At 43.7% G+C, this 25,142-nt stretch carries 25 protein-coding genes; 23 read left to right on the top strand and 2 right to left on the bottom strand.

The window, feature by feature from the left end:
- Nucleotides 1-22 precede the first annotated feature (22 nt).
- The 23 genes from G608_RS0107685 to G608_RS0107560 all read left to right on the top strand — a co-directional run bounded on the left by G608_RS0107685 (nt 23) and on the right by G608_RS0107560 (nt 23,245).
- Nucleotides 23-1,069, top strand: a complete 1,047-nt coding sequence (locus tag G608_RS0107685; RefSeq protein ID WP_026495545.1) for a M42 family metallopeptidase — start codon at nt 23-25, stop codon at nt 1,067-1,069.
- A 123-nt stretch (nt 1,070-1,192) separates the two neighbouring features.
- A complete protein-coding gene (locus G608_RS0107680; protein WP_026495544.1) occupies nt 1,193-1,900 on the top strand; it encodes a hypothetical protein in 708 nt (235 codons plus the stop codon).
- Between the two features lie 118 nt (nt 1,901-2,018).
- Entirely contained in the window at nt 2,019-2,339 is a 321-nt protein-coding gene (locus G608_RS0107675) for a hypothetical protein (RefSeq protein WP_026495543.1), read from the top strand.
- A 373-nt stretch (nt 2,340-2,712) separates the two neighbouring features.
- Nucleotides 2,713-3,303, top strand: a complete 591-nt coding sequence (locus G608_RS0107665; protein ID WP_026495541.1) for a TetR/AcrR family transcriptional regulator — start codon at nt 2,713-2,715, stop codon at nt 3,301-3,303.
- 88 nt (nt 3,304-3,391) lie between these two features.
- Complete coding sequence (locus G608_RS0107660) at nt 3,392-4,237, top strand: ABC transporter ATP-binding protein (RefSeq protein ID WP_026495540.1); 846 nt, start codon at nt 3,392-3,394, stop codon at nt 4,235-4,237.
- Complete coding sequence (locus G608_RS0107655) at nt 4,234-4,914, top strand: fluoroquinolone export ABC transporter permease subunit (protein WP_026495539.1); 681 nt, start codon at nt 4,234-4,236, stop codon at nt 4,912-4,914. Before G608_RS0107660 ends, G608_RS0107655 begins: the two co-directional genes overlap by 4 nt.
- A gap of 26 nt (nt 4,915-4,940) precedes the next feature.
- The gene (locus G608_RS23565; RefSeq protein ID WP_442852215.1) at nt 4,941-5,624 is read left to right on the top strand and encodes an ABC transporter permease; all 684 of its coding nucleotides are present in this window, start codon (nt 4,941-4,943) and stop codon (nt 5,622-5,624) included.
- 60 nt (nt 5,625-5,684) lie between these two features.
- Nucleotides 5,685-6,320, top strand: coding sequence for an esterase (locus G608_RS0107645; RefSeq protein WP_026495537.1), 636 nt, complete (start codon nt 5,685-5,687; stop codon nt 6,318-6,320).
- A complete protein-coding gene (locus G608_RS0107640; protein WP_026495536.1) occupies nt 6,317-7,081 on the top strand; it encodes a hypothetical protein in 765 nt (254 codons plus the stop codon). The genes G608_RS0107645 and G608_RS0107640 overlap by 4 nt, the downstream gene beginning before the upstream one ends.
- A gap of 102 nt (nt 7,082-7,183) precedes the next feature.
- The gene (locus tag G608_RS0107635; RefSeq protein WP_026495535.1) at nt 7,184-7,780 is read left to right on the top strand and encodes a hypothetical protein; all 597 of its coding nucleotides are present in this window, start codon (nt 7,184-7,186) and stop codon (nt 7,778-7,780) included.
- 310 nt (nt 7,781-8,090) lie between these two features.
- Nucleotides 8,091-8,396 (top strand): CPBP family glutamic-type intramembrane protease, encoded by a 306-nt coding sequence (locus G608_RS0107625; RefSeq protein WP_026495534.1) that lies wholly within the window; start codon nt 8,091-8,093, stop codon nt 8,394-8,396.
- A 15-nt stretch (nt 8,397-8,411) separates the two neighbouring features.
- A complete protein-coding gene (locus G608_RS0107620) occupies nt 8,412-9,287 on the top strand; it encodes a CPBP family intramembrane glutamic endopeptidase (protein ID WP_026495533.1) in 876 nt (291 codons plus the stop codon).
- Nucleotides 9,288-9,425: 138 nt separating this feature from the next.
- Complete coding sequence (locus G608_RS20380) at nt 9,426-10,040, top strand: hypothetical protein (protein ID WP_051209000.1); 615 nt, start codon at nt 9,426-9,428, stop codon at nt 10,038-10,040.
- A gap of 55 nt (nt 10,041-10,095) precedes the next feature.
- Nucleotides 10,096-11,823 carry a MutS-related protein gene (locus G608_RS0107605; protein ID WP_026495532.1) on the top strand — a complete coding sequence of 576 codons (1,728 nt, stop codon included), beginning with the start codon at nt 10,096-10,098 and terminating at the stop codon, nt 11,821-11,823.
- 71 nt (nt 11,824-11,894) lie between these two features.
- Entirely contained in the window at nt 11,895-13,649 is a 1,755-nt protein-coding gene (locus G608_RS22355; RefSeq protein WP_051208998.1) for a sensor histidine kinase, read from the top strand.
- Between the two features lie 173 nt (nt 13,650-13,822).
- Nucleotides 13,823-15,508 carry a response regulator transcription factor gene (locus G608_RS22350; RefSeq protein ID WP_026495531.1) on the top strand — a complete coding sequence of 562 codons (1,686 nt, stop codon included), beginning with the start codon at nt 13,823-13,825 and terminating at the stop codon, nt 15,506-15,508.
- A gap of 125 nt (nt 15,509-15,633) precedes the next feature.
- Nucleotides 15,634-17,160, top strand: a complete 1,527-nt coding sequence (locus G608_RS0107590; RefSeq protein ID WP_035795013.1) for an ABC transporter substrate-binding protein — start codon at nt 15,634-15,636, stop codon at nt 17,158-17,160.
- 306 nt (nt 17,161-17,466) lie between these two features.
- A complete protein-coding gene (locus G608_RS0107585) occupies nt 17,467-18,405 on the top strand; it encodes an ABC transporter permease (RefSeq protein WP_035795011.1) in 939 nt (312 codons plus the stop codon).
- Nucleotides 18,406-18,416: 11 nt separating this feature from the next.
- A complete protein-coding gene (locus tag G608_RS0107580) occupies nt 18,417-19,355 on the top strand; it encodes a carbohydrate ABC transporter permease (protein ID WP_242829353.1) in 939 nt (312 codons plus the stop codon).
- Between the two features lie 103 nt (nt 19,356-19,458).
- Nucleotides 19,459-20,331: a Nif3-like dinuclear metal center hexameric protein gene (locus tag G608_RS0107575; protein ID WP_026495527.1), complete on the top strand. Its 873-nt coding sequence runs from the start codon at nt 19,459-19,461 to the stop codon at nt 20,329-20,331.
- A gap of 83 nt (nt 20,332-20,414) precedes the next feature.
- A complete protein-coding gene (locus G608_RS20365; protein ID WP_051208996.1) occupies nt 20,415-21,545 on the top strand; it encodes an alpha/beta hydrolase-fold protein in 1,131 nt (376 codons plus the stop codon).
- A gap of 78 nt (nt 21,546-21,623) precedes the next feature.
- A complete protein-coding gene (locus tag G608_RS0107565) occupies nt 21,624-22,430 on the top strand; it encodes an alpha/beta hydrolase (protein WP_026495526.1) in 807 nt (268 codons plus the stop codon).
- Entirely contained in the window at nt 22,430-23,245 is an 816-nt protein-coding gene (locus G608_RS0107560) for an alpha/beta hydrolase (RefSeq protein WP_026495525.1), read from the top strand. Before G608_RS0107565 ends, G608_RS0107560 begins: the two co-directional genes overlap by 1 nt.
- 101 nt (nt 23,246-23,346) lie before the next feature.
- On the opposite strand, the gene G608_RS24555 is transcribed toward G608_RS0107560, so the two are convergent.
- Entirely contained in the window at nt 23,347-23,493 is a 147-nt protein-coding gene (locus G608_RS24555) for a hypothetical protein (protein WP_196812581.1), read from the bottom strand.
- 61 nt (nt 23,494-23,554) lie between these two features.
- Nucleotides 23,555-25,012 (bottom strand): integrase core domain-containing protein, encoded by a 1,458-nt coding sequence (locus G608_RS0107555; protein ID WP_442852210.1) that lies wholly within the window; start codon nt 25,010-25,012, stop codon nt 23,555-23,557.
- Nucleotides 25,013-25,142: the final 130 nt, after the last annotated feature.

Raw genomic sequence — 25,142 nt, 5'->3', positions numbered from 1 at the left:
TTTTAAGACAGGAGATGCGTAAATGAAAAAAGTACAATTAAACAAATACACAGATTTTATAGTAGAAGAAACTACAAAGCTTCTTAATATTGATTCACCCACAGGTTACACAGAGGAAGCCGCAAATTGGGTGAAGGTAGAGTTTGAAAAGCTCGGTTTTAAGGCTACTAAGACCAATAAGGGCGGCGTTATCGTGGATCTTACAGGTAAGGATAAGAAAAACGGCCTTTTACTGGAGGCTCACGCTGATACTCTTGGTGGAATGGTTGCAACAATCAAGGATAACGGTAGACTTCAGCTCACCAACCTTGGCGGAATGAACCCCAACAATGCAGAAACTGAAAATGTTCGCGTTGTGACCAAATTCGACGGAATTTATGAGGGAACCTTCCAGCTCAATAATGCGTCCATCCATGTAAATGGTGAATACAACGATACCAAGAGAGAATGGGATAGCTGCGAGGTCGTTCTCGATGAGGATGTTAAGAGCAAGGAAGATGCCGAGAAGCTTGGCATTTCCGTGGGCGATTTTGTCTGCTTTGAGCCAAATGTGAGAGTTACCAAGACCGGATACATCAAGTCCAGATTCCTTGATGATAAGCTCAGCGTTGGAATTTTACTGGGACTTGCAAAGTATATCAGTGAGAAGAAGATTACTCCGAAGAGAGCTCTTTATGCACATATCACTGTGTTTGAGGAAGTTGGACACGGCGGATGCGCAAGTGTACCTGAGGGCTGCACAGAGGCTATTTCCGTGGATATGGGATGCGTTGGCGATGGCCTTACCTGTACAGAGAAGCAGGTTTCCATCTGTGCTAAGGACAGCGGCGGCCCCTACAACTACGAGATCGTTAAGGGCCTTGTGGAAGCAGCAAAAAAGAGCGGTGCAGATTATGCTGTCGATATCTATCCCCACTACGGAAGCGATGTTGAGGCTACTCTTGAAGCCGGCAACGACTTAAAGCACGGACTTATCGGAGCAGGCGTTTACGCTTCCCACGGCTACGAGAGAAGTCACAGAGACGGTGCCGAGAATGTGCTTCGCCTTTTGATTGAATATGCTCTGTAAATTGACGTATTGCTGATTCGAGACTTAATATTGCAAATTTTTTTGGAAAAAATTGGTAATGGAATAAAAATACCAAAAGTGTATAATTGGTTTTCTGACTTATATTTTTAGCGAGGAAAAACCATGAACAATACACTGTATATCTACGAAGAAGTTTGTGATCTGATCAAAGAGAAAAAGCTTGATCAGTATGAGAGGGAGGGAGCTAAAGATAAGTTCATCTGGCAGTTTGCGAAAAATGGTTCATCACTTCATGTTAAGACTGTAATGCAGAGCCGTTTTGTTCTCTATGCAACAGAGAAGGATTATAACCTTCTTATGAGAAAAGCAGATGCCGCTAATCTTGGTATTGTACTTAAGGAAAGCAAAAAAGAAATGATCGAGATGCTTGTATCTCAATACGAGGAGGTTTCAAGCAAGGCAATCCTGTTTATCAGAAACGGCAATAAGGGCCTGCTCCAGAATCCCGAGGAGAAGAAGCTGTCTCACGTAATCTATTTCTTTACCAATGAGAATCTTGAGTTTGTTCTTGATAGTCTCTGTGAGAACTATCTTGAAAGCAAGGAGCCTAAAAAGGTTAAGACAATGAACGTTTCAAGGCCGCTTGTTCAGAAGGTTGTTCCCATTCAGAAGCCTGCGCTTCCGGAGCTTACCGATGACGAGATCAAGAATGTTATTCCCGAAGGCTGCGCCGTATCACATAAAAAGTACGGAAAAGGCACCGTTAAGGCTATCCTTGAGGGTAAGATCAGAGTTCTTTTTGAGGATTCTGCAGAAAAAGTATTTGCAGCGTCAGTATGCATTGATAAGAAGCTACTTACAGTTATTTAATTAAAACGTGCATTTATAATATTTTTATTTAATAATTCAGATATGGTTTATAGGTACTTTATATTTATCTGTTAAAATTTCCTTGAGTCGGAACGTTTTTCCTAAAAAGGAGATCATTATGACTGATAGAACAGATCTTATAAACCAATTAGCTGCATCCATGGGTGCCGGTAAATTCGGCGCTACAAAATATGAGGAGTCCCGCTTTGATCCTGATACCGGAACACTTTATTGCAACGGAATGGTTATTTCTGCTAGTGTTGCCGATCAGGCCATTAAGTATTTCACTAACATTAAGAAAAAATGCGACCTGAACGAGCCCTCATCAAGGCAAATGGCTATGATATACCAATGTGCCATTGAGGCCATCAAGGTCATGCAAAATCCTAAGGTAAGAGAGTTCATAAAGGACGAAATCAATAAAGAGCAGCAAAAGTGAATATGTAAATTTTTTAGAAGGCTGAAATCCACGAGATTTCAGCCTTTTTTCGTGTGCCACTGGGTGCCACCGGGTGCCACCGGGGACGGTTCTTTTTGGCACGGTTCAGGTTCCAGGATGCCACTGGGGACGGTTCTCTTTGGCACGGTTCAATAGAAACGTGCCAAAGAGAACCGTCCCCAGTGGCATCGTCCCCAGTGGCATCGTCCCCAGTGGCATCGTCCCCAGTGGCATCGTCCCCAGTGGCATCGAGAACCCAGTGGCATCCTGGCATCCGTGGCATCCCCCAATGGCACATTCGGATTGACAAAATTCTTTATCGGGTTTATATTGACCATATAAACAGATTTAGTCAAAAAGGATGTGAAAAGGATTGCCTAAGTGTTATTCGGATGATGAAAGGGAATATATCGTAAGCCGCCTGAAGGAAGAAGCCGCAAAGTGCCTTGCCCAGTACGGTGTTAGGCACACCACGGTGGATGAGCTTGTAAAAAGGGTGAACATTCCTAAGGGAACCTTTTATCTGTTTTATAAATCGAAAGAGATTCTGCTGTTTGAAGTAATTCAGGAACAGCACGATGCCATAAACAATGGCCTGGCGCAGGCTCTTTCGACGATCTCCATAAAGGATATGTCAGCGGATACTTTTACGGATATGATCTTTGACTTTTTCAAAAAGACAGAGGAGATGCCAATATTAAGGCTTCTTAACACCGACGAGGTGGAGCTTCTTGTGCGAAAGTTACCAAGAGAAGTGGTTGAGGCGCATCTTCAGGAGGATACCGACACCATAGAGAAGATGCTTGCTATGTTCCCGGTGAAAAAGAAGCTGGACGTCAAGGCAATAAGCGCAGCTTTTCATGCGATATACTTTGCAACGCTCCACAAAGCGGACATTGGAGAAGCGCATTATGACGAGGCCCTGCGGATGTTGATTTACGGAGTAGTTGAGCAGATAATGTGATAATGAGTCCGGCATTATGCCGGACTTTATATAAAACATTATTTGACTAAAAATCTAAATTTAGTCAAATAAATACAAGGAGATGACCATGATACAGGTAAAAAATCTTACTTTTAGTTACACCGGAAAACCATTTATCCAGAATATGAATTTCGAAGTGAAAAAGGGTGAAATCTTCGGATTTCTAGGTCCTTCAGGAGCAGGAAAAAGTACTCTGCAGAAAATCCTCCTCGGAATGCTTCCGGGTTATGAAGGTTCTGCCACCGTGGGCGGCGCAGAGTGTAAGAAGCATGACTCTGACTTTTATCAGTCTATTGGCGTTGATTTCGAGTATTCAACCATGTACGAAAAGCTCTCTGCCAGAGAAAACCTGGAGTTTTTCTCATCGCTTTATAAAAGAAAGGCGCGGAGTATAGACGACCTTCTTGTATCGGTAGGGCTTGAAAATGACGCAGAAAAGCGGGTTTCAGACTATTCAAAGGGTATGAAAAGCCGACTGAATTTCATTAAGGCTCTTATTCATGATCCTGAGCTGCTTTTCCTTGATGAACCCACAAGCGGCCTCGATCCTACAAACAGCAGACTGATGAAGGACGTAATCCTTGAGGAAAAAAAGAAAGGTAAAACCATACTGCTCACAACTCACAACATGCAGGATGCCACAGAGCTCTGCGATAGAGTGGCTTTTATCGTAGGAGGGCAGATTTACGCTCTTGATACACCTCATAACCTGATAATGTCCAAGGGAGCAGCGAAAATAACCTATTCCTGGACTGATGTCAGCGAGCAGACAGCGACCTGTGAATTAGATGCGGTTTCAAAGGATGAAAGATTAAAGCGACTGATAGCTGAAAACCGCTTGCAGTCCATACACAGCAGCGAGCCTACGCTAAACGACATTTTCATTGAGATTACCGGGAGGACTCTTGTATGAGATTTAAAAATCTTCTTGCCTGGGATATGAGGTTTCAGGCAAGATACGGATTCTATCTGCTATATGGTTTTCTGACGATTTTCTATATGGCTGTACTTTTTGCGTTACCGGCATCGGTAAAAAGCGCGGTTGCAGCGATGCTGATCTTTTCGGATCCTGCAGCTATGGGACTGTTTTTTATGGGAGCTATCGTGCTTTTGGAAAAAAGCCAGCGGGTGACGTCATTTATTGCAATAACGCCCACTAAAGCCTTTGAATATGTTTGCTCAAAGGTGTTGTCCCTAAACGCCATTGCACTGGTGGTAGCTGCGGTTTTATCGGTAGCTTCGGGGACTAAATCCATTGCGCTGGCGCTTATAGGAACCTTTCTGGCAGGAGCGGTTTTTACGCTGTTTGGTGTGATAGTTGCGACAAAGACCTCCAGCCTTAACCAGTTTCTCCTGCTTACGATTCCCGTGGAGATATTTGGTTTTGTTCCTGCTATCCTGCAGCTGTTTGGTTTAACCGGAGCTTACGGCAGTATCTATCCTGCCAACGCCTGCATGGAAATGGTGTCAGGTAGTGGAATTTCTTTACCGGGACTGCTTTTAACGCTGATATTGATCGGATTTTTGACTTATACGGCCTGCCGATGCGTAGAGAAAATGTGGCAGGAACAGGGTGGGGTGAAAATATGAGAGCTGTAAGAATAAGTTTTTTTCATATGTTAAGGTTTGTGCGAAAGGATATGATGCTGCTTGCGGCAGGAATTTTGCCCTTTCTGATTGGTATTATTATGCGGTTGGGAATTCCTTACATAGAAAAGCTGCTGATGAGCGCTATCGGCGTAGCATCTGTGCTGAAGCCATATTACAGCCTTTTCGACATCTTTTATGCTGCAATAACACCTGTAATGCTTTGCTTTATTGCGGCTATGGTTATGCTGGAGGAGCACGATGATCACATTGACAGGTATCTTTTCGTGACAGAGCTTGGACGAAGCGGATATTTTATCTCCCGCATTGCGATACCGGCGGTTGCATCATTTGTGGTAACCATGGTGGTATTGCCGATTTTTTGCATATCAAGCCTGTCAGCCTTTGAAGTGTTTTCCCTGGCTCTTGGGGGAACACTGCAGGCGATCATCATTTCCATGCTGGTGGTTGCGCTGTCCTCCAATAAACTTGAGGGTATGGCACTGACGAAACTCTCATCACTGCTGATGCTTGGAGCTGTAGTGCCCTACGTTATGCCAAGGCCTTACGGCTATTTGCTGGCTTTTATGCCGTCATTTTGGACCGGCTTGCAGATAACGGAGAAGCAACCCCTATTTTTCCCTGCCGCTGTAGCGGTCTCCGGTGTGTGGATTCTTATTTTAAAGAGAAAACTGGAGGTAAAGATAAGATAGGTCTATAATGGAGTTGACGTTTTATAGATAACAATTATAGTTTACGGGAGGAGCGATTACTTGGAAAAAGTCTATGAATTTGGGGACAAGTCAGCTTCGAAGGTACTTGTGCAGCCTGTGGATGGGCACGACCTTGAGGTGATAGAAAACGAAATTGCAATGATTAAAGAAAAAACCGGCGAAGATTTCAGGGTGGTTGCATTTGGTGTAAACAGTTGGAACAACGACCTTTCTCCCTGGAAAGCGCCGGCTGTTTTTGGAAATGAGGATTTCGGCGAAGGCGCAGGGGATACGCTGGCAGAGATTCTGGATTATTGCAAGGATAAATCAAAGAGCTACTACATAGGTGGCTATTCTTTGGCGGGACTTTTTGCGCTTTGGGCTGTATATCAGACAGACCTTTTTCTTGGCGTAGCGGCTGTTTCGCCTTCCATGTGGTTTCCCGGCTTTGATAATTATATGAAGGAACATGAGATTAAGTGTAAAAATGTCTACTTGAGCCTTGGAAACAAGGAGGAGAAGGCAAGAAATCCTGTGATGGCTACTGTTGGAGATAAAATCCGCGCTGCACAGGCTTTCCTTAATGAAAAGAAAATAAACTGCACTCTTGAATGGAATGAGGGCAACCATTTCAGAGACCCGGATTTAAGGTGCGCAAAGGGCTTTTCATGGGTATTAGGACAGGAGGGAAAATGAACTATTTTGTTGAAGGATTACAGGGAAGTGGAAAAAGCACTTTAGTCGGGAAGCTTTCTGAAAAGCATCCAGATTTTAAGGCAGTACGTGAGGGAGATTATTCCCCGGTTGAGCTTGCCTGGTGCGCCTATATAAGTAAGGAGCAGTACAAGGAAATACTTGAAAAATACAGCGAAATCACAGCGATGATCGAGCCCAAGAGCTTTGAAGAAAACGGGAAAATGGTAGTTTGCTACACCCAGATACTCACCGATGTACCCGGTTTTCACAGGGATCTTGAGCAATATGAGATTTACAACGGACGAAGGGATTTAGCTGAGTTCAAGGAGATAGTACTTGGCAGATATCGCAGCTGGAATGGAGACAAATCCATTTTTGAGTGTTCACTTTTACAGAACACAGTTGAGGATATGATCCTTTTCCGTGTGATGACAGATGATGAGATTGTGGACTTTTATAAGGAAGTAAGAGAAGCCCTTGATGGAAAAGATTACCACATCTACTATCTGAAAACAGACGATGTAAAGGCAAATATCGATGTTATCAGAAAAGAAAGGTCGGACGACAAGGGAAATGAGCTTTGGTTCCCGCTGATGATGGGATATTTTAATGATTGTCCTTATGCAAAAAAGCATGGCGTCAGCGGAGAAGAAGAGTTAATAAAGCACCTGCAGCACAGACAGGAACTGGAGCTTCGTATCTGTAATGAGATTTTTACAGACAAATGCACAGTACTCAAATCCAAGGGTTACGAATTATAGTATTTAAATAAACAAAAAATAGTAGCGTTTTATGTTGGACATCTGTTGGACTCGCCTTGATATAGTTTCAAAGTAAACTGTTATGAGGAGGGGAGTTAGTTTATGAGAAATAAAATAGTAGCTACTATTGTTTTCGCTTCACTTGCTTTGCAGCTTGCAGCATGCGGAGCAGCAGAGAGCACCGCAGAGCCGAAGGCTGCAATTGAACGTGAGCAAAAAGAGATCATTGAAGAGGAGACATCTGCAGAAAACGCTGATGTAGCTGAAGATGCAACCTCAGAAGAAACAGCTGCAACAGAGGTGATCGAGCCTGAGGAAGAGCCGCTTTCATCTACATTTGAGGATGATGATATTCATGAAAAGAGAATGCCATTTGAAGGACAGTATTACGCAGGTCGCGGCAATCTTAGCATAACCGGTAAAGGCAGTGATGGATATCTCATCGAGGTTTGGTGGGGAAGCAGCGCATCAGAGCACAGCGAGTGGGTAATGCACGGCGATTATGATGAAGCCACAAAAACGATTACCTACAGCGACTGCGAGAAACATGACTACACACTTCAGGAGAATGGTGAGATCGATTCAGATATAACTGCTTACACCGACGGAACCGGAAGTATTCAGATCGTAGATGACAGCTCAATCATCTGGATAGATGATCAGGATCATATCGCTGACGATATTACAATGACAAGATGAGAAAGTCTGACGGGAAAGCCCTAAGTTTATTTGGGGCTTTCTTTTTTATTCAATATAAAGATTTTCTGAAATAAGTCTAAATTCATTTTGCAAAGTAGACTTAATCAGTCGATATCTAATACAATGAAAATATAGTATAAATTCAATTATGCGTGATGTTTTTTACAGGAGGAATCGACCAATGACTAGAAAACATACCATTTTAGATCGTTCAATTATCGGATATTTTGTTCTTATAATCTTTGTTATGTTTTTTCATCTATTGGTGCAAGCCTGATAGACAAACCGCTTTCAAACGTTATACCTGGTTATGCTTCCTTTTCTTATTGCTGATTATGTAGGTGCCGCTATTGATCTTCATACATTTGGATTTGGCAATGTGCTTGTTGCTTTTTTATCTGCTCTTTCGCCCGGATTTACAGAGGAAGTAGCTTTCAGAGGTCTCGGTATAGCCAACTACATGAGAACGATCAAGTCTGAGAAGCAGATTAAACAGATATTCTGGTTATCAACATTATTGTTTGCCGGGATACATATAACCAATATCTTTTCAGCCGGAAATCCTGTGGCTGGTATTTTTCAGGTAGTATACATTAGTTATGCATTTAACAGATAAAGGAAATGCGTGTGTATGAAGAGAGACGAAGGCCCAAATTTTGTGCTATTTGGCAGAGAATATGAAGGATATAGATGGTTCAAACCGCTTCAGGTCATTCTGCTTACCATAGTATTTTATGCAGTGCTGTTAGGAATTGTGTTATTGATGGCTTTACTGGCGGGACAGTTGTCAGGAATAAGTCTGGGAGAAATACTTTCCGGAAATAGCGGTGGGTATGACACCGTAGATATGTATTCACCTGTCGGTGCCATCATGAACATTGGAAGTATTGCTGTTTCATTACCTGCACTCTTTTTTGCCACTTTAGTCGTGGGTTACAGACCGTTTGGCTCATATCAGTCCGTCACCGGTAAATGGAGAATGCGGCATTTCCTGATATATTTTGTGATGGGATTGATCGTTGTCGCTCTGCCTCTGATAATCTCTTCTTTCATCAAAGGTGAAGCTACAGGGGAGATTCATTTTACCGTAGCCGGCTTTATCATTTGCGTGGTGCTGGGATTCTGTCAATGCAGCGCGGAGGAACATATTTTTCGAGGGCTTCTGATGCAGACATTTGGCGGGTGGACAAGAATTACGATCGTTTCGATCGTTCTTCAGGCGGCCCCCTTTGCCGTAATCCATCCATATAATATCACCGGAAAACTATCTGTACTCATATCCGGAATTCTCATGGGAGTTATGGTATATATCAGCGGGGGCCTTGAGGCATCCTGTGCTTATCATATTCTGAACAATGTAACCTTATATATCATAAATGGTTTCGGGATACAGACAGTTTCAACCAATCTAAATATATCAGACCTTGTATTTGACGCCCTTGTTCAGGGGGTATTTATCGTAGTGATAGTTTTCCTTGGTGGTAAGATAAAGGAGCAAAACAACTGATATGATTCTATTTGCAATGCCACTGGGGACGGTTCTCTTTGGCACGCAAAGAATTTGCGTGCCAAAGAGAATCGTCCCCAATGGCATTTTTCTTGATATAATAGTCCTATCTACGGAATTTTGGGGAGGTGGCGAGGAATGCCGGCTTATTTTTCAATAGATGTAAGCATCAGGAAAAAAGATATCTATGAAGGGATTTATGCAGATTTCATCGGGCTTTTGCAGGAGGAGGGCCTAAAATTTGCAGGGGGTTACATGGAATTCATGGATGAGTCCCTTGAGGAGATCATTTCCTGGAATGAAAAGAAGCTCATGGAGGATTTTGCCATAGGTGATGATGAGCATTATTCTCATGATTACAGGCAGGCGTGCTTTGATTACCGCGGTTTTTCTGAGGTCAGGATGTTCATCCTTAACGTGACAGAGGATGATGAATTTAATTTTATCATAGCCATTCCTGAGGATGAGCTGATACAGCTAAAGGATGGGAAATTCTCTTACAAGCTCGATGTCATGGCCGATATCAAGCAGCTCATTGTAAAAATCTGGGGGCTTGAGTGTGTGGCAGCCATTCAGACCACGCTGGAATTATCCGGCGAAACCACCTCGGTTAATGACCTGGAAAAAGGAAAATCGCCCATGATCGTGCCCTTTGCCATCATTCCGGAAAAGTGCATGAATGCTGACCTTGGCGATAGAGTAAGTATTACATATATAGCCGGAGAAGGCGTTCTTTTGGAGGATATTCAGTAAGCGTCAAAAAACATTTGCCGATTACAAACTAAAAAAACATTACGGGGAATTAATAATGGCAGAAAAACTTAGTCTTTTGTTTCCAAATCAGAAACTCAATTTTAAAACATTAAGCGAAACGACGCTCCATGACATCGGCATGGACAATATTGTTACGAAGCTCACGATTCAGAAAAATGAGCAGACATACATATATAACGTCATGAAAATGATGACGGATTCACCTGAAAATGCCAGATACAGAGGTGAAATATTTGATGACATTATGAAAAACAAGGGGATGCGCGATAAGATCGTGACCCTCTTTGACAGAATAAACTTCCTTCGCGAGTACGGAAGCCACAAGCATGATCATGACCATGAGCCCGGGGTATGGGACCTGGTCCACAGGCTCGAGGAGCTAAACGACTACATACAGTGCATCGATTCAATGTATGCGTGCCTTAAGAACGCAGATATCAAATCCGAGGGGCTTTTAAAGCTTCGTGATTATGTCCATGCGCTCTACCTGGATAACGGCTACGATGGTCTTAAAAAGGATATTAAGGCCCTCCGTGCAAACACACAGAACCTTAAGAGCGTTACCGTTGGAATCAATTTAAACGAGCGCTTCGAGGCCTGCGGAATCGGTGTGGTTTCCATAAATAACAAGCATTTCACGAAGTCCCACTTAGTAAGCCATTTCATAGACAGGGTCTCAGGAAAAGATAATATTCAGGATGGCAATGAGTGGAAGGGCGATTACAAATTCGACGAATTCACCGCTAAAAACCCTAACGCCATGGATGGGTCCTTTGTGATACCGGCTTTTAGCCCCATGGCCTTTATGAGCCTTAAGTATGTCTCTGAGGCAGATGAGACTACAAGAGGCATCACAAAATACATGGACGAGATCACCGAGAGGATGCTCAGCGGTACAGCAAGGCACTTAAGAGATGTTCTCGGAAAATATACCATGCTCACAATCACAGACATAACGGACCTTATGCCTGAATTTATCTATTACATCAGGTGGGCAGAATATATTGAAAAGCTCATGGATAAAGGCTTTTTCTTCTGTAAGCCCGAGGTAATAATGGATGAAAATTCTGATGTCACCATGAATACCATCGGTGTCTACAATATGAAGCTTTTGGATTCCGACATAGAAAGCACTGATGATATAGTTAGAAACGACCTGGATTTTTCCGATGAGCACTGCATTTATCTGCTTACCGGTGCAAACAGAGGCGGTAAAACCACAATAACTCAGGCTGTAGGACAGCTTTTCTTCATGGCACAGGGTGGAATCTATGTGACAGGAACTAATTTCAGATATCGTCCCGTGGATGCCATCTACACGCATTTTCCTGCGGATGAGGATAAAACTCTGGACCTCGGAAGACTTGGCGAAGAGTGTAAGAGATTCCGTTCGATATATACAGAGGCATCGGAAAACAGTCTGATTCTGCTGAATGAGACCTTTTCAACCACCTCCTTCGAAGAGGGCTATTATATTGCAAGAGACTGCACCAGAGCTCTGCTTGGAAAGGGCTGCAGAACCATATACAACACTCATATGCACAAGCTGGCATACGACGTTGAGGAGCTAAATAAAGAAAGCGACCGATTCAAGGCTGCTTCGCTTATTGTGCATTCAGAGCAGGGTGTACGTTCATACAAAGTCAGCCTTGCGCCGCCGGTGGGACTCTCATTCGCTGCGGATATTGCTAAAAAATACGGCGTAACCTATGATTTGCTAAACCGTGATGATTTTGAAGAAGAGTCTGAAACCGTGGATTGATGACGATATCGTAGCTTGAAATAACCCAAATAGGGTTACGGTTTTAAACGGAAGTAAAAGGATTTTTATTTATGATTTTACAGAAAATACAGAAAAAGAAGGATTCCTTCATATTTGTTGTGGCCTCTTTTTCTGTAGGTTACATGATCTTAATGGTAATTATTTTGTCTGCGGTATGGTTTAACACCTCTGCGACCCTTGAAAACGGCGCTGCCTCCATACTTACGCAGTCAGTTGCCATGAGCGGATATGAGCTTGATGAGATCATGCGCTCCAACGAGCAGGCGCTGTATACAATTTTGCAGAGTAACGATAATATCGATGTTTTCGAGCATGGCACAGAGACTGAGCGTGCGGTGGCGGCGCAAAATATGCTGCAGGTTCTGAAAAAGGCAACTCAGGCAGGGACCGGCGCCCAGAATCTCTTTTTCTATGACCTGATTGGCGGTTCATATATATCATCGGTATCCGCCATGCTTTCTTATAATGATACCCAGGCTATAGAGGAGAGAATAAAGAACATCAAGGATGAAAATCCCGGGAATATGCCCTCTGTGTGGTTCAACGAGCAGATAGACGGCAAAAACTATCTTTTCAGAATGTATAAAAACAAAAAGCGCATGCTTGGGGCATTTATTGAGGTCGATACACTTTTTAAGGACCTTTTAAATGAAAAGGTGACGCTTTCATTGGTGGACGTTGACGGCAATCTGATAGAGAGCTTTGGCGATGATGATATCGCAGTAAATAACGAAGAAAATAACATTGTTTTTGACGATTCCTATATAGGTGCCGCTAAATGGACACCGGACAGAAAAATCTATCTGATGGGAACAACGACAGAAAGATGGGGTTTTAATCTATTTGCCGGAATCACCAGAGCCGAGGTATATGGCGGGTTCCAGACGCTTCAGATCACCTTGATCTTACTTGTGGCATTTGCCATAGTGACTCTCTATGCGGTTATGAGATACGCAAGAAGAGTAGTATACAAGCCTCTCATGGAGATTCTTGATGCCATGAAGCAGATAGAAGGCGGAGACTCAGGCAAGAGACTTCCGAGAGAAGCAGAAACAGTGGAGTTTAGGCGAATAAATAACAGCTTCAATCAGATGCTGGATACCATTGTGAATCTTAAGCTTAAATCCTACGAGGAACGAATTCAGTTCGATGAGGCCACTTTAAAATACGTGCAGCTTCAGATAAAGCCTCACTTTTTCCTAAACGCCCTGACAACCATTCACAGCATGTCCTATCAGAACAGAAACGAGGATATCAGGGATTATATTGAGAAGCTTTCTGAAAATGTGAGATATCTTTTCAAGTCCGGAATGCATACGGTTCCTTTGTCTGAGGAAATTGCTCATGCAAGGAACTACATAGCCATGCAGGATATGCTGTATCCCGGCTGTGTCTTTGAATTTATTGACATAGAAGAGGACCTGTCGGACTACCCAATCCCGCAGCTTATAGTTCACACAATCCTAGAAAATATCTACAAACACGCTGTGTCAGTGGATAAATTGACATCCATTCTCATTTCTGCAAAAACTGAGGACAGAGGCGATGAGCCCATGTGCCACATAACCATCGAGGATGACGGTGATGGTTATCCCGAGGCATTCCTTAAGCAGGTTGAGAGCGGCGAAGTGAGAGTCCAGGAAAACGGCCACGGCGTAGGCCTCTGGAACCTGAAGAAAACGCTGGAGCTAATGTACAGAAGAGATGATCTTATCGAATTTTCCAACAAAGAGCCCCAGGGAAGCAGGACCAGCATCTGGATTCCAAGACGAGTTAAGAGACAGAGTAGTGTGTGGAAGGAATGAGTTGTAGGGGCTGTGCCACCGGGGACGGTTCTTTTTGGCACGGTTTTTGAACCCGTGCCAAAGAGAACCGTCCCCAATGGCAGTCCCCAATGGCAGTCCCCAATGGCACCCAATGGCACACCCAAGAAAATGGCCACTAACCCCGTCCCCCTAGTACCAAAATGGAGAAAAACATGCAGATTATAGTTATTGACGACGATATGCCCACAGTGGACGTTATAAAAAACGCCGTAAACTGGGAAAAATTCGGCATTGATAAAGTTCATACAGCCTACAATATCGCTACGGCTAAGGATATTTTTGCAAATAATCCCGTGAGTCTTGCTATCTGCGATATTGAGATGCCCATGGGAAGCGGTCTGGACCTGATAAAGTGGGCCAGAGAGGAAAAATATGATGCAGAATTCATTTTCCTAACAAGCCATGAGAAATTTGACTACGCAAGACAGGCAATCGAGTACAATGCATCAGGCTATGTGGTAAAGCCCTTCAACGCTGACAGGATGGAGGCTGAGCTGATCACTGCCATCCATAAAATCCACGAAAAGGAGAACAGCCAGAAGGCTTCACAGTACGAGGAGTGGTATTCAGGAAATCTCACCTACGTGGAAGCCAGCTTCTGGACTGATCTTTTGCTGCAAAGGATCCTTGCGGACAGAGATGCAATCGGCAAAGAGGCAGAGCACAGAAGGCTTGAGGTGACCGCGGATTTAAACTACAAGATCATCCTTATCGCCAGTGGTAATGTCAGCCTCATAGAGGAAAATTGGGGAAAAAATGCCACAGGTCGGTATGAGGAGGAATTGCAAAAGGTTGTAATAGAGCTTGGAAACGGCCAGATTCCTCCGGGCAGGTGCATCAGCTATCATGTAAAAAATATGCTCTACACCGCAATAATACTTGAAGAAGACAATGATGATGAAGAGGATGAAAATCTTCATGATGCAGTAGTTGATGGTGAGCTTTCAAAAAATGCGCAGGCCAGAGCCATGGAACTTGATATAGGAGAATTCTGTGAAAAAATCATAGAGACCGCCGGAGAAAAGCTGAAAAACACGGTTACCATTTACATCAGTAATCCTTACGAAATAGAGAAGCTTAGCAGTGCCAGAGTGCATTTGGAAGAGCTTGATAAGAACAACGTAGCATCCAAGGGCAAGGTTTTCAGGGAAAATGATGAGATAGTCATGTCCTCTGAAAAGGGACATATGCTGGATCAGGACGAGATCAGACTTCTTCTTAATGAAAAAAAGAAGAAGGAGCTTTTGAACCTTCTTAAATTCAGTATGGAGAGCCTTGCTGCGAAAAAACTCCTTGATGCGGCGGCACTTAACGAGATAAGGCAGGACCTTCTTCAGACGGTTTACGTTTATCTTCACAGTAAGGAAATTCAGGCTACGCAGCTTTTGGCCAATGAGACTGCGGAAAACTTAGAGAGAGCATCGACTGAGTCCCTTATGAATATGGTGAGATGGCAGGTTTTCTTTATTTCCAAGACCATCGACTATGTGTCAGAGGTTGAGCAGTCGGATTCCATCGTTCAGCGGGCTAAGAATTTCATCCATGAGCATTATATGGAAGAAATATCAAGAACTGAGGTTGCGGCTGTAGTTTTTCTGACTCCTGAGTATATGGCGAAGATGTTTAAAAAAGAGGAAGGAGTCAGCCTTAAGCAGTACATCAGTGATTACCGTGTTCAGAAGGCAAAGGAGCTTTTATCCAATCCTTCTGTCCGCATAAGTGATGTCGCCGCAAACGTCGGTTTCGACAATTTCTCGTATTTTTCTACCGTATTTAAGAAAACAACGGGCTATACCCCCGGTGAGTTTCATGCAATGACCACCGGTTCAGGAGAATAAAAACAAAACCTTAAAATTGAAAATTCATAACTTGTTTTTAAAAGAAAGCATACCTCCCGGTTCCTATAATGTTGTTTATAACATACAAAGGTGTTATAAACACCAAAGGAATTAGGGAGGTATTTATGGCCAAGAAACTTTTAAGCGCGTTACTTGCAGGAGTTATGGTATTTTCACTTGCAGCCTGCGGTTCAACAGACGCTGCTACAACATCAGAGGATAGCTCTGAGGGCACTGAGGCTTCAGCAGACGGTGATTATACAGAGATCACATATGCATTTGTAACATTCAACACAGTTCCGGATGACACATCTGCAGTAGAGGAAGCAATCAATAAGATTTCCAGAGAAAAGATCGGCGTAGAGGTTCATCTCATGCCTCTTTCAATCGCTGATTACACACAGCAGGTTAGCCTTGCAGTGCAGAACGGCGAGATCGATATTTTCCATACATTAGGTGACCTTGGAAACTCAATCTCCAGTGATATGTGCTATGACATTACAGACATGATCGACACAGATGCTGCTGAGACAAAGGCACTTTTCGAAGAGGAGTGGCTCAAGACCACAATGCAGGATGGCAGACTTTACGCCATTCCCACACTTAAGCCCTTCGCACTTCAGCCCATGCTCATCTATAGAAAAGATATCGCTGAGGAGCTCGGTCTTGATATGGAGTCTGTAAAATCTGCAGAGGATCTTACAGAGGTTTTCGCAAAGGTTAAGGAAGCTCATCCTGAGATGACACCTCTTGCACCTGTATCACAGGGCGACAGCGGTCTTACAAGATGGATTCCCAACATCGACTGGCTTGGCGATTCTTTTGCTTCACCCGGCGGATGTCTTCAGGGCGATGACATGACAGTAACAAGCTACTATGACCTTGCTGATTTTGAAAAATATGCAGGCCTTGTAAGAGACTGGTATCAGAACGACTACATCATGAAGGATGCAGCTACAACAACTTCAGCAGCTGCAGAGCTTATGTCTTCAGGAAGCTACTTCGCTTACTCAGCATCCTACAGCTATCCTCTTGAAGATACAGCAGCTTCACTTTCAGCTCCTTCAGGCTATGAAGTAGGTGCAATCGCTCTTGGAGAGGCTTATCTTGATACTTCTTCTATGAACGCAGTAGCACAGGTTATCGCTTCAACATCAGAGAATCCTGATGCAGCACTTAAGTTCCTTAACCTTACATACACAGATGCAGATGTAATCAACACAATGCTTTATGGTATCGAGGGTGAGGATTATGTAAAGAACGATGACGGCACAGTATCTTATCCCGAGGGACAGGATGCAGCTACAGTTCCTTATACAGCACAGCTTTCATGCGGTGTACTTGGTAACTTCTTCATCCAGTGGCCTCTTGAAGGATCAGGCTCAGAGGAATCTCTTAAGTGGGAGGATGACCAGAACCACAATGCACCTGCATCACCTGCTATGGGCTTCACCTTTGATGCTTCATCAGTTCAGACTCAGTACACAGCAGTAAGCAACGTAATCCAGCAGTATCTTCCCGGTATTGCTTGCGGTTCAGTTGATCCTGAGACAGCTCTTCCTGAGTTCCGTAAGGCTCTTTCAGATGCCGGCTATGACGACATCCTTAAGGCAAAGCAGGAGCAGCTTGACGCTTGGCTTGCAGCACAGTAATTTGCCAACTAAATATTTTTATTTTCATACATAATCTTCCGAAAAAGTGTTAATGGCTTATGCCGTTAACACTTTTTCATTATATGCCACTGTATGCCACTGGGGACGGTTCTCTTTGGCACGATATCATCGTGCCAAAGAGAACCGTCCCCGATGGCACACCTTCCTTCGCTCAAAATTTAAAATTCAGTGCTTGTTTTTAAAAGAAAACCGCCCCCGTTTTTTCTATACTGATTACAGTTACAGATGCTGCAGCATAAACAAAGCCTTGCGGCGCCTGATCCGTATTAGTAAAGGAGATTTAAAATGTCTAACAATGATGTGAAAAAAGTAAAGGTTAAGACTAAGTATGCTAAATCCGGGCCGCTTCTTCTGATCGCAGCGCCGGGTATCCTATATCTGCTGATCAACAACTATATTCCCATGTTCGGAGTTTTCCTTGCATTCAAGAATTTCAGTTACAAGAAGGGAATCTGGAAGAGCCCCTGGAGCGGTTTTCAGAACTTCAAATTTCTTTTCCAGACAAGTGATGCGATTGTAATGACGAGAAATACAATCCTCTACAACCTGGCATTTATAGTTCTTGGCACGATTTTCGCCATAACGATAGCGATCTTTTTAAATGCTCTAGGGGATTCCATAAGAACCAAGTTTTTCCAGTCATCACTGCTTCTTCCGAACCTGATGAGCTGGGTTATCATCGCATACATGGTTTATGCGTTCCTTAACTCAGACAGCGGATTTATCAACAACTCAATCCTCAAGGCTCTCGGCAAGGACGATATTGCCTGGTACATGGAGAAAAAGTACTGGCCCTTCATTCTGACATTTGTTCAGCTTTGGAAAAATGCGGGCTATCAGTCAATCATCTATCTGGCAGCCATCGCAGGAATTGACAAGTCTATCTATGAGGCAGCAAGCCTTGACGGTGCATCAAAGGTACAGCAGATTTTCAGAATTACACTTCCCATGCTGAAGCCTACAGTTATCATCATGAGCCTTATGGCAGTCGGAAGAATTTTCTTCTCTGACTTTGGACTTTTCTACCAGGTACCTATGAACTCAGGTGCTTTGTATGCTACAACTCAGACCATCGATACCTACGTATATCGCGGTCTTATGGAACTTAATGACGTCGGAATGTCTGCAGCCGCAGGTCTTTTCCAGTCAGTCCTCGGATTTATCATCGTTGTAAGTGCCAACGCCTTTGTGCGCAAGGTTGACTCAGACAACGCATTATTCTAAGGAGAGGTGAAATGGCTAATACAATGGTTATGAATGAGAAAAAAATAAGAAACGCGTTACATGTTTCTTCAGATACAAAAAGATTCAGCGCAGTATCAACAGTGGTTTTGGGATTCCTTTCAGTTTTGGCGCTGCTTCCAATAATCCTTATAGTGATAGCAAGCTTTACGGACGAGACCACACTTTTAAGGAACGGATACTCATTTTTCCCTGAAAAATGGTCCACGGATGCTTATGTATACATGTTCCAGCAGGGTGCCACAATTTTCAGAGCTTATGGCATCTCAGTGCTTGTAACTCTCGTGGGAACACTTATAAGCGTGCTTATCACAACAATGATCGCTTACCCCATGAGCAGAAAGAACTTCAGATTTAAGAATGTTCTGGCGTTCTTCGTATTTTTTACAATGCTGTTTAACGGCGGTGTGGTTCCTTCTTACATGATGTGGACTCAGCTTTTTAACATCAAAAACACTATCTGGGCACTGATTTTGCCTAATTACCTCTGCGGGGCCTTCAATATTTTCCTCGTTAGAAATTACTATGCAAACAGTATTCCGGATGCACTTATTGAATCAGCGCAGATCGACGGTGCAAGCGAGCTTACTATCTTTTTCAAGATTATTTTCCCGCTGGCTGTTCCGACGGTTGCAACAATTTCACTCTTTACAGCACTTACTTATTGGAATGACTGGGTAAATGCTCTGTACTACATACAGAAACCGCAGTACTATGGTATTCAGAACCTGCTTATCAGGATTATGAATAACATACAATACTTGAAAAGCGGAGCAGCCAGTGTAGCTGTGGGCACAGGCGCAGTCCAGCTTCCAAGCAACGCCGTAAGAATGTCAATGGCAGTGATTGGCATACTACCTATTGTTGTGATTTACCCTTTTGTGCAGAAATACTTTGTTAAGGGCGTTGTCGTAGGTGCTGTGAAGGGCTGAGAACACTTGGTGAGGTTTTTTCGAGCCTAGTGTGAACGTGTTCCGGCGAGCGAAGCGAGAGCGGAACTTCCTTGTGAAAAAATTAGCGAGAGCGGAGGTAGACATGAAAATTTCAGAGATAATTGATGCAGTGAATAAGTATCATCCGGATTTGGGACCGGATTATGATGGATGTGATGGGATTAAGTGCGGAAATCCTGATGTGGAGTGTACCGGTGTGGTTTCGGCATTAGTTCCCAATATCGAAGTAATCAGAAAAACTATAGAGCTTGGCTATAACTTCCTGTATGTTCATGAGCCTACATACTATCTGACTCCCGATTTTTCAGAGTGGAAGGCAGATTTCGAATGCGAAGTATATGAGCAAAAGAAGAAGCTTCTTGAGGATAATGGCATTGTTATCTACAGAGATCATGATCATATGCATGCACACAGACCTGACAGCATTTTTACAGGTGTGCTGAAATACATGGGCTGGGAGGACTATCTTGTCGGAACCCACGATAAGGTTCCCTTCGGCTATCTTATCGAGTTCCCGGAGGCTAGAACTGTCGAGGAGATCAACAGAGAATTCATCGAGAAAAACGAGATGAACGGCACAAGATACATCGGAAGACCTGATGATAAGATCAAGAGAATAGCAATTGTCGGACATATTTTCCCTGATGCATTTATTCCTGCCAGCGAAAAGGATGGTTACTACACAGACTATTCTACTGAGATTATCAGAGCAATTGAAAAAGAGCATATCGATGCTATCATTCCCGGCGAGATCATCGAGTGGAACCTGCTTTCCTACATAAGAGACGCGGTTTCTTTTGGTAAAAACATGGCCTGCTTCAATATCGGTCATTACAACTGGGAGCAGCTTGGTGCTAGATACGCTGTAGACTGGCTTACAGATATCACCGAGGGAAAAGTGCCTGTAAAGTACGTTCCAAATGTTGATATGTGGAAGTATCAGCTCAAAGATTGAACTCTAAGCCGGAAAAAGAACGGGCGAGAGATTTTCAGCCCGGTGAAGCCTGATAAAACTATTACATGCAGAGGTGAAATGAGATGAATGCAGGTTTATGCTTTAATGATGTACTGCCTTATGACGGAAGGCCGGCGCCGCTTGTTAAGCGCGATGGTAAGTACTATATCAGATTAAAAGAGGCAGGGGCTGCCAAGGTCCAGATGGCTTATGCAGAGGCGATTTTTGATTTTACAAACACAGGTGATGATATTTGGGAGATAAGGCTGCCATTTAAGTCAGCCATCAACTATGTTCAGATTATTGTGGATGGAAGAGAGACATTGGAAGCAGTATTGCCAGTAACCTACGGCTACAGCAGGATTTATAACTGCATTGAGCTGCCTGTGGAAGGTGAGGATTTCTATGCATTAAAGGATGTTCCCCACGGCAGCGTTCGGAAGGAATATTTTTTCTCGAAGGTGACAGGTGAATGGGAGAGCTGCATGGTCTACACCCCTGCAGAATATGACGAGAACCCGGATAAAATCTATCCTGTACTCTATCTGCAGCACGGTCACGGTGAGAACGAGCTTGGCTGGACCATTTCCGGAAAAGCAAATCTTATCATGGATAACCTTATTGCAGAGAAAAAAGCTGTACCTTTTGTAATTGTCATGAACAACGGAATGGTGCAGAAAAAGGTATCAGAGGAAGGTACAAAGGCTTCCGGCGAAGAGGCAGTTAATACTGCTCACATCGTAGATCATCTTCTTTTTGAACCCATGCTCATCGAAGATGTGATACCATTTATAGAGGGCAAATACCATGTTGGCGGAAGTAGGGAAAACCGCGGCATGGCGGGACTTTCCATGGGTTCCATTCAGACCTCGATGATCGTGTGCAATCATCCTGAGATGTTCTCGGAAGCAGGAATTTTCAGCGGCTTTTTAAGAGACTGGATAAGCAGCAGCGAGCTTGATATGAGTTGCCATGAGCTCAGCAAGGATCAGCATCTTAAGGCAATGGAGGATACAGAGAAGTTCAACAATAGCTTCAATACATTTTTTAGGGCAATAGGTGAAGCGGATCCCTTCATGGAGCACTTTTTATCAGATGATGAGTTCTGCAGGGAGCATGGCATAAATTGCACGAGGCAGATCTACGAGGGAACACACGACTGGAATGTATGGAGAATGTGCCTGCGTGATTTCGCGCAGCTGATTTTTAAATAAAACTTTCCACACCGCAGAAGAGAAGGCTTTTTCATCCGGTTGGGAAGCAAAAAATAAAAAGAGAAGGAGAAGGTAAGTATGGCAACAGGAAGTTTAAGATTTTTTTCGGCAGCACAGGGGGGACAGGTTAATATCAAGTATGTGATTCCGGCGGATGTTCCGGTGATGATGCTTGGTGATAATCCTCACTACAAGAGACCTATGAAGACTTTGTATCTATTGCATGGATATTCAGGAAATGAGAGCGATTGGGAGTATAACGGAGTAGCTGAGGACATCGCATTCAGATACAATCTTGCGGTTATCATGATCACAACCGGTAACAATTTTTATCTGGATCGCAAGGCTACAGGATGCCAGTACTGCACTTTTGCAGGAAAAGAAGTTGTTGAGTTCACAAGAAAGCTCTTCGGCCTTTCAGATAGGAGAGAGGATACCCTTATCGGCGGACTTTCAATGGGTGGCTTTGGTGCGCTTCACACAGGACTTGCATTCCCTGAGACTTTTGGCGGAATCGTTGCTCTTTCATCAGCGCTTATCATCCATGAGATCGCTCACATTAAGCCCGGTGAATCCAACGAAGTTGCAAACTATGAATACTACCACGAAGTTTTCGGCGATCTGGCAACAGTAGAGCAGTCCGACAACAATCCCGAGGTTCTTTACACACGCCTTAAGGAGAGCGGAAAGGATATTCCTGCAATCTACATGGCAGTCGGAACAGAGGATTTCCTCTATGAAAACAATCAGATCATGAGAAGATTTTTCGAAGAAAACGGCGCTAACCTCAAGTATGAAGAGGGCCCCGGAATCCATGACTGGAATTTCTGGAATAAGTATGTATTTAACGGCGTTGAGTGGGTACTTGGTGAGGTAGATAAATAATGTCATTTTCAGAAGTTCATTTTATATCACAGACACTTTTTCAGAACGTATCAATGGCTGTTTTCATGCCGGAGAGAGGCCCCTTTGGCTCAGATGCTGAGCCGCCCTATAAGACGGTTTATTTCCTTCCCGGATACAGCGCTGATTACACAAGCCTTTACACCATGCTCAGCATAAGAAAACAGGCTGAGCTCAAAGGTCTTGCAATAGTCATTCCCAACGGACAGAACGCATTTTATGTGGATCATCCCGAGAGAAATGCCAATTACAGCAAGTTTGTGGGTGAAGAGCTGATTGCAAGAACCAGAGATATGTTCAGGCTTTCAGATAAAAGAGAGGACACTTATATCGCAGGTATTTCCATGGGCGGCTACGGTGCGCTTTTAAACGGCCTTAGATACAGTGATGTTTTCTCTAAGGTTGCGGCGTTTTCTCCCGCAGCTGACCCTTATATGCTCATGGGACATCCCAATGAGGGCGGCTTTGGAACCGGCGAGTTTGCCAATATGTTCGGAACCAAAGAAGAATACGACAACAGCCCCTGGAACATCATTAAGGGCTATCAGGAAGCGGATAAATCAAAGCTTCCCGAGCTTTTCATCGGCTGCGGAGACAGAGATATTGCTGTAGACGGTCAGGTTAAGGCCTTCCGCAAGGCGCTTAACGATGCAAATATTCCTTTCGAAAACTGGGAAACTGTTGGTAATCACGACTTTGATACCTGGGAAGAAATGCTTGATCCTGCTTTTTCATTCCTTGCAGGTATTGAGCCCGGCACCAGAAACAGCCAGAGACTTGAGTTCTGGATAGTGTAAAGTCTGCTATGGAAAAATGAGCCAAAGAAAAAAGGCTCAAAAGAACCTTGAAAATGTAGATATTGATACCGACAAGCTCTCCGAGGGCTTAGGGCTCCGCCCTAAGAACCTGCAAGGGACCAGTCCCTTGACCCGTTAAGCGGGCTCTGCCCGCACCCGTCCTCGCCGGAAGCAGGCCAGCAAGCACACTTGCTGACCAATGTATCAGGATTATCCGTGAACCTTATGTCAAGGAACTTTCGCGGCATATCCTCGCGGCGCTGCCGCTTCGGTATTCCACGTTTTCCTTGACAACGGTTCCGCTCCGTTTTATGCGGTTGCACCCTGTTGGATGTTGAGAATGGTCTGTTGACCAAGTATTATCAGCATCTGCCATTTACCAGGCATGTTGCCAGCATTCATGACCATATCATCTAAGACAGGTGGCTTGAAACCATTGTGTTTATGCGGCCGAAGAAAGTTGTAGTACGCAACCCATAATGCGAGATCGTAGTTGGCACCATCGTAGTTATTAAAGCCATTGGTAGGCCGGTAGGATTCTTTGTAAGTGCGGTTGAGTCGTTCAATCATCTGTTTGTACGGGCGGAACTCTGCAGATACTGCATCATCGTTCGTAAGACCTAAAACCTGTGTGATATCGAACTTGAACTTTTCTCCAGCATTGATAAGAAACTGCTGAGCAGCCAGAGGGTAGGCGCTGTAAGCATCAGCTATGAATCTGAAGTTCTTAGGTAGTTCCTTAAGATGCTGAAAGGCCATGCGCATAGCCATGATGCATGGACCGACACCACGGTTGTCTGATACCTGATATCCGACTATAGCCCTGCTGGCGGCATCCATGATGAACCAGATGAAGCCTTTTATACCAAGGACCTTGATATAAGTTTCGTCGGCAGTGAATACAGATCCCTTTTCGTAAGGGTAAGTATCAACAAACGGCTTTATACACAAAGCTGCAGTCTTGCAATAGTTTGCCACCTGCTGATGTGAAACAGAAATATCGTACAGATCCTTGAGAGCATGGGAAGTCTTACGTAGTGATAAGCCAAGATTAACATGCATGGTTAGACATAGGGACATGATATATGCATTGTTCTTTGTGAACTTAAGGGATGAAGCATTCTTAGGAAGTGTGGTTATATCCATCTTGAAGAAATCTATCGTGAACTCACGGTAGATGTAATGAAGCTTATATTTGTTCTTGCCATAGTCTTCGTCAAGATCTTCTTTATCAACCTTCTTGAGATTGCTCAGGTAGTAAGGACATTTGGGATTAACACATTTGTGAACGATGAAATGCTTACGATCTTTCTTTGGAACAAGAGTGTGAGTGCAGTACGGACATCTGAGCTTAAGTGAAGTATGACGGTTATCCTCGGGTGAGAAAAGCGTCTGGCATACCTTACACTGGAGCTGGCCTTTAGAGCCATTATTCTTGTAAAGGTATATTTTGGGAGCGTTGCACCTTGGACATTTGCAATCATCGGGAATGTCACATTCAGAACGACGCCGTATAGGTTTGATGGGCTTGTCATCCGGGTAACGCCACTGAAGGTAAGCCATGAAATCCCTGTAATCCCAGGGCTCTACATTCAGAATCAAAGGGAGCTTATCAATCTTAAATTTTTGATATTTGGGAGAATGAGAATCCTCATAAGCCCACTGTTTAAGCGGAATATATCTACAGATAAAGTTGATCAACCAGCAGTTTTGTTGATAGAGCTGATGGATGATTTCAAGTAAATAAAGTATAATGTTCACGAGCATTGTTTCCTTTGCGGGATGTTTTCTTGGTCGTTAACATTATACCAAAAGGGAGGTCAATGCTCTTTTTATTTTGAACTCCCGAAAAATAGAGGATTTATAAAGAAAAAAGGAGTGTCGATTAGACACTACC

The sequence above is a fragment of the Butyrivibrio sp. WCD3002 genome (genome assembly GCF_000424265.1).
Classification (GTDB): Bacteria; Bacillota; Clostridia; order Lachnospirales; family Lachnospiraceae; genus Butyrivibrio.
This window is presented reverse-complemented; position numbering and strand designations above follow the sequence as displayed.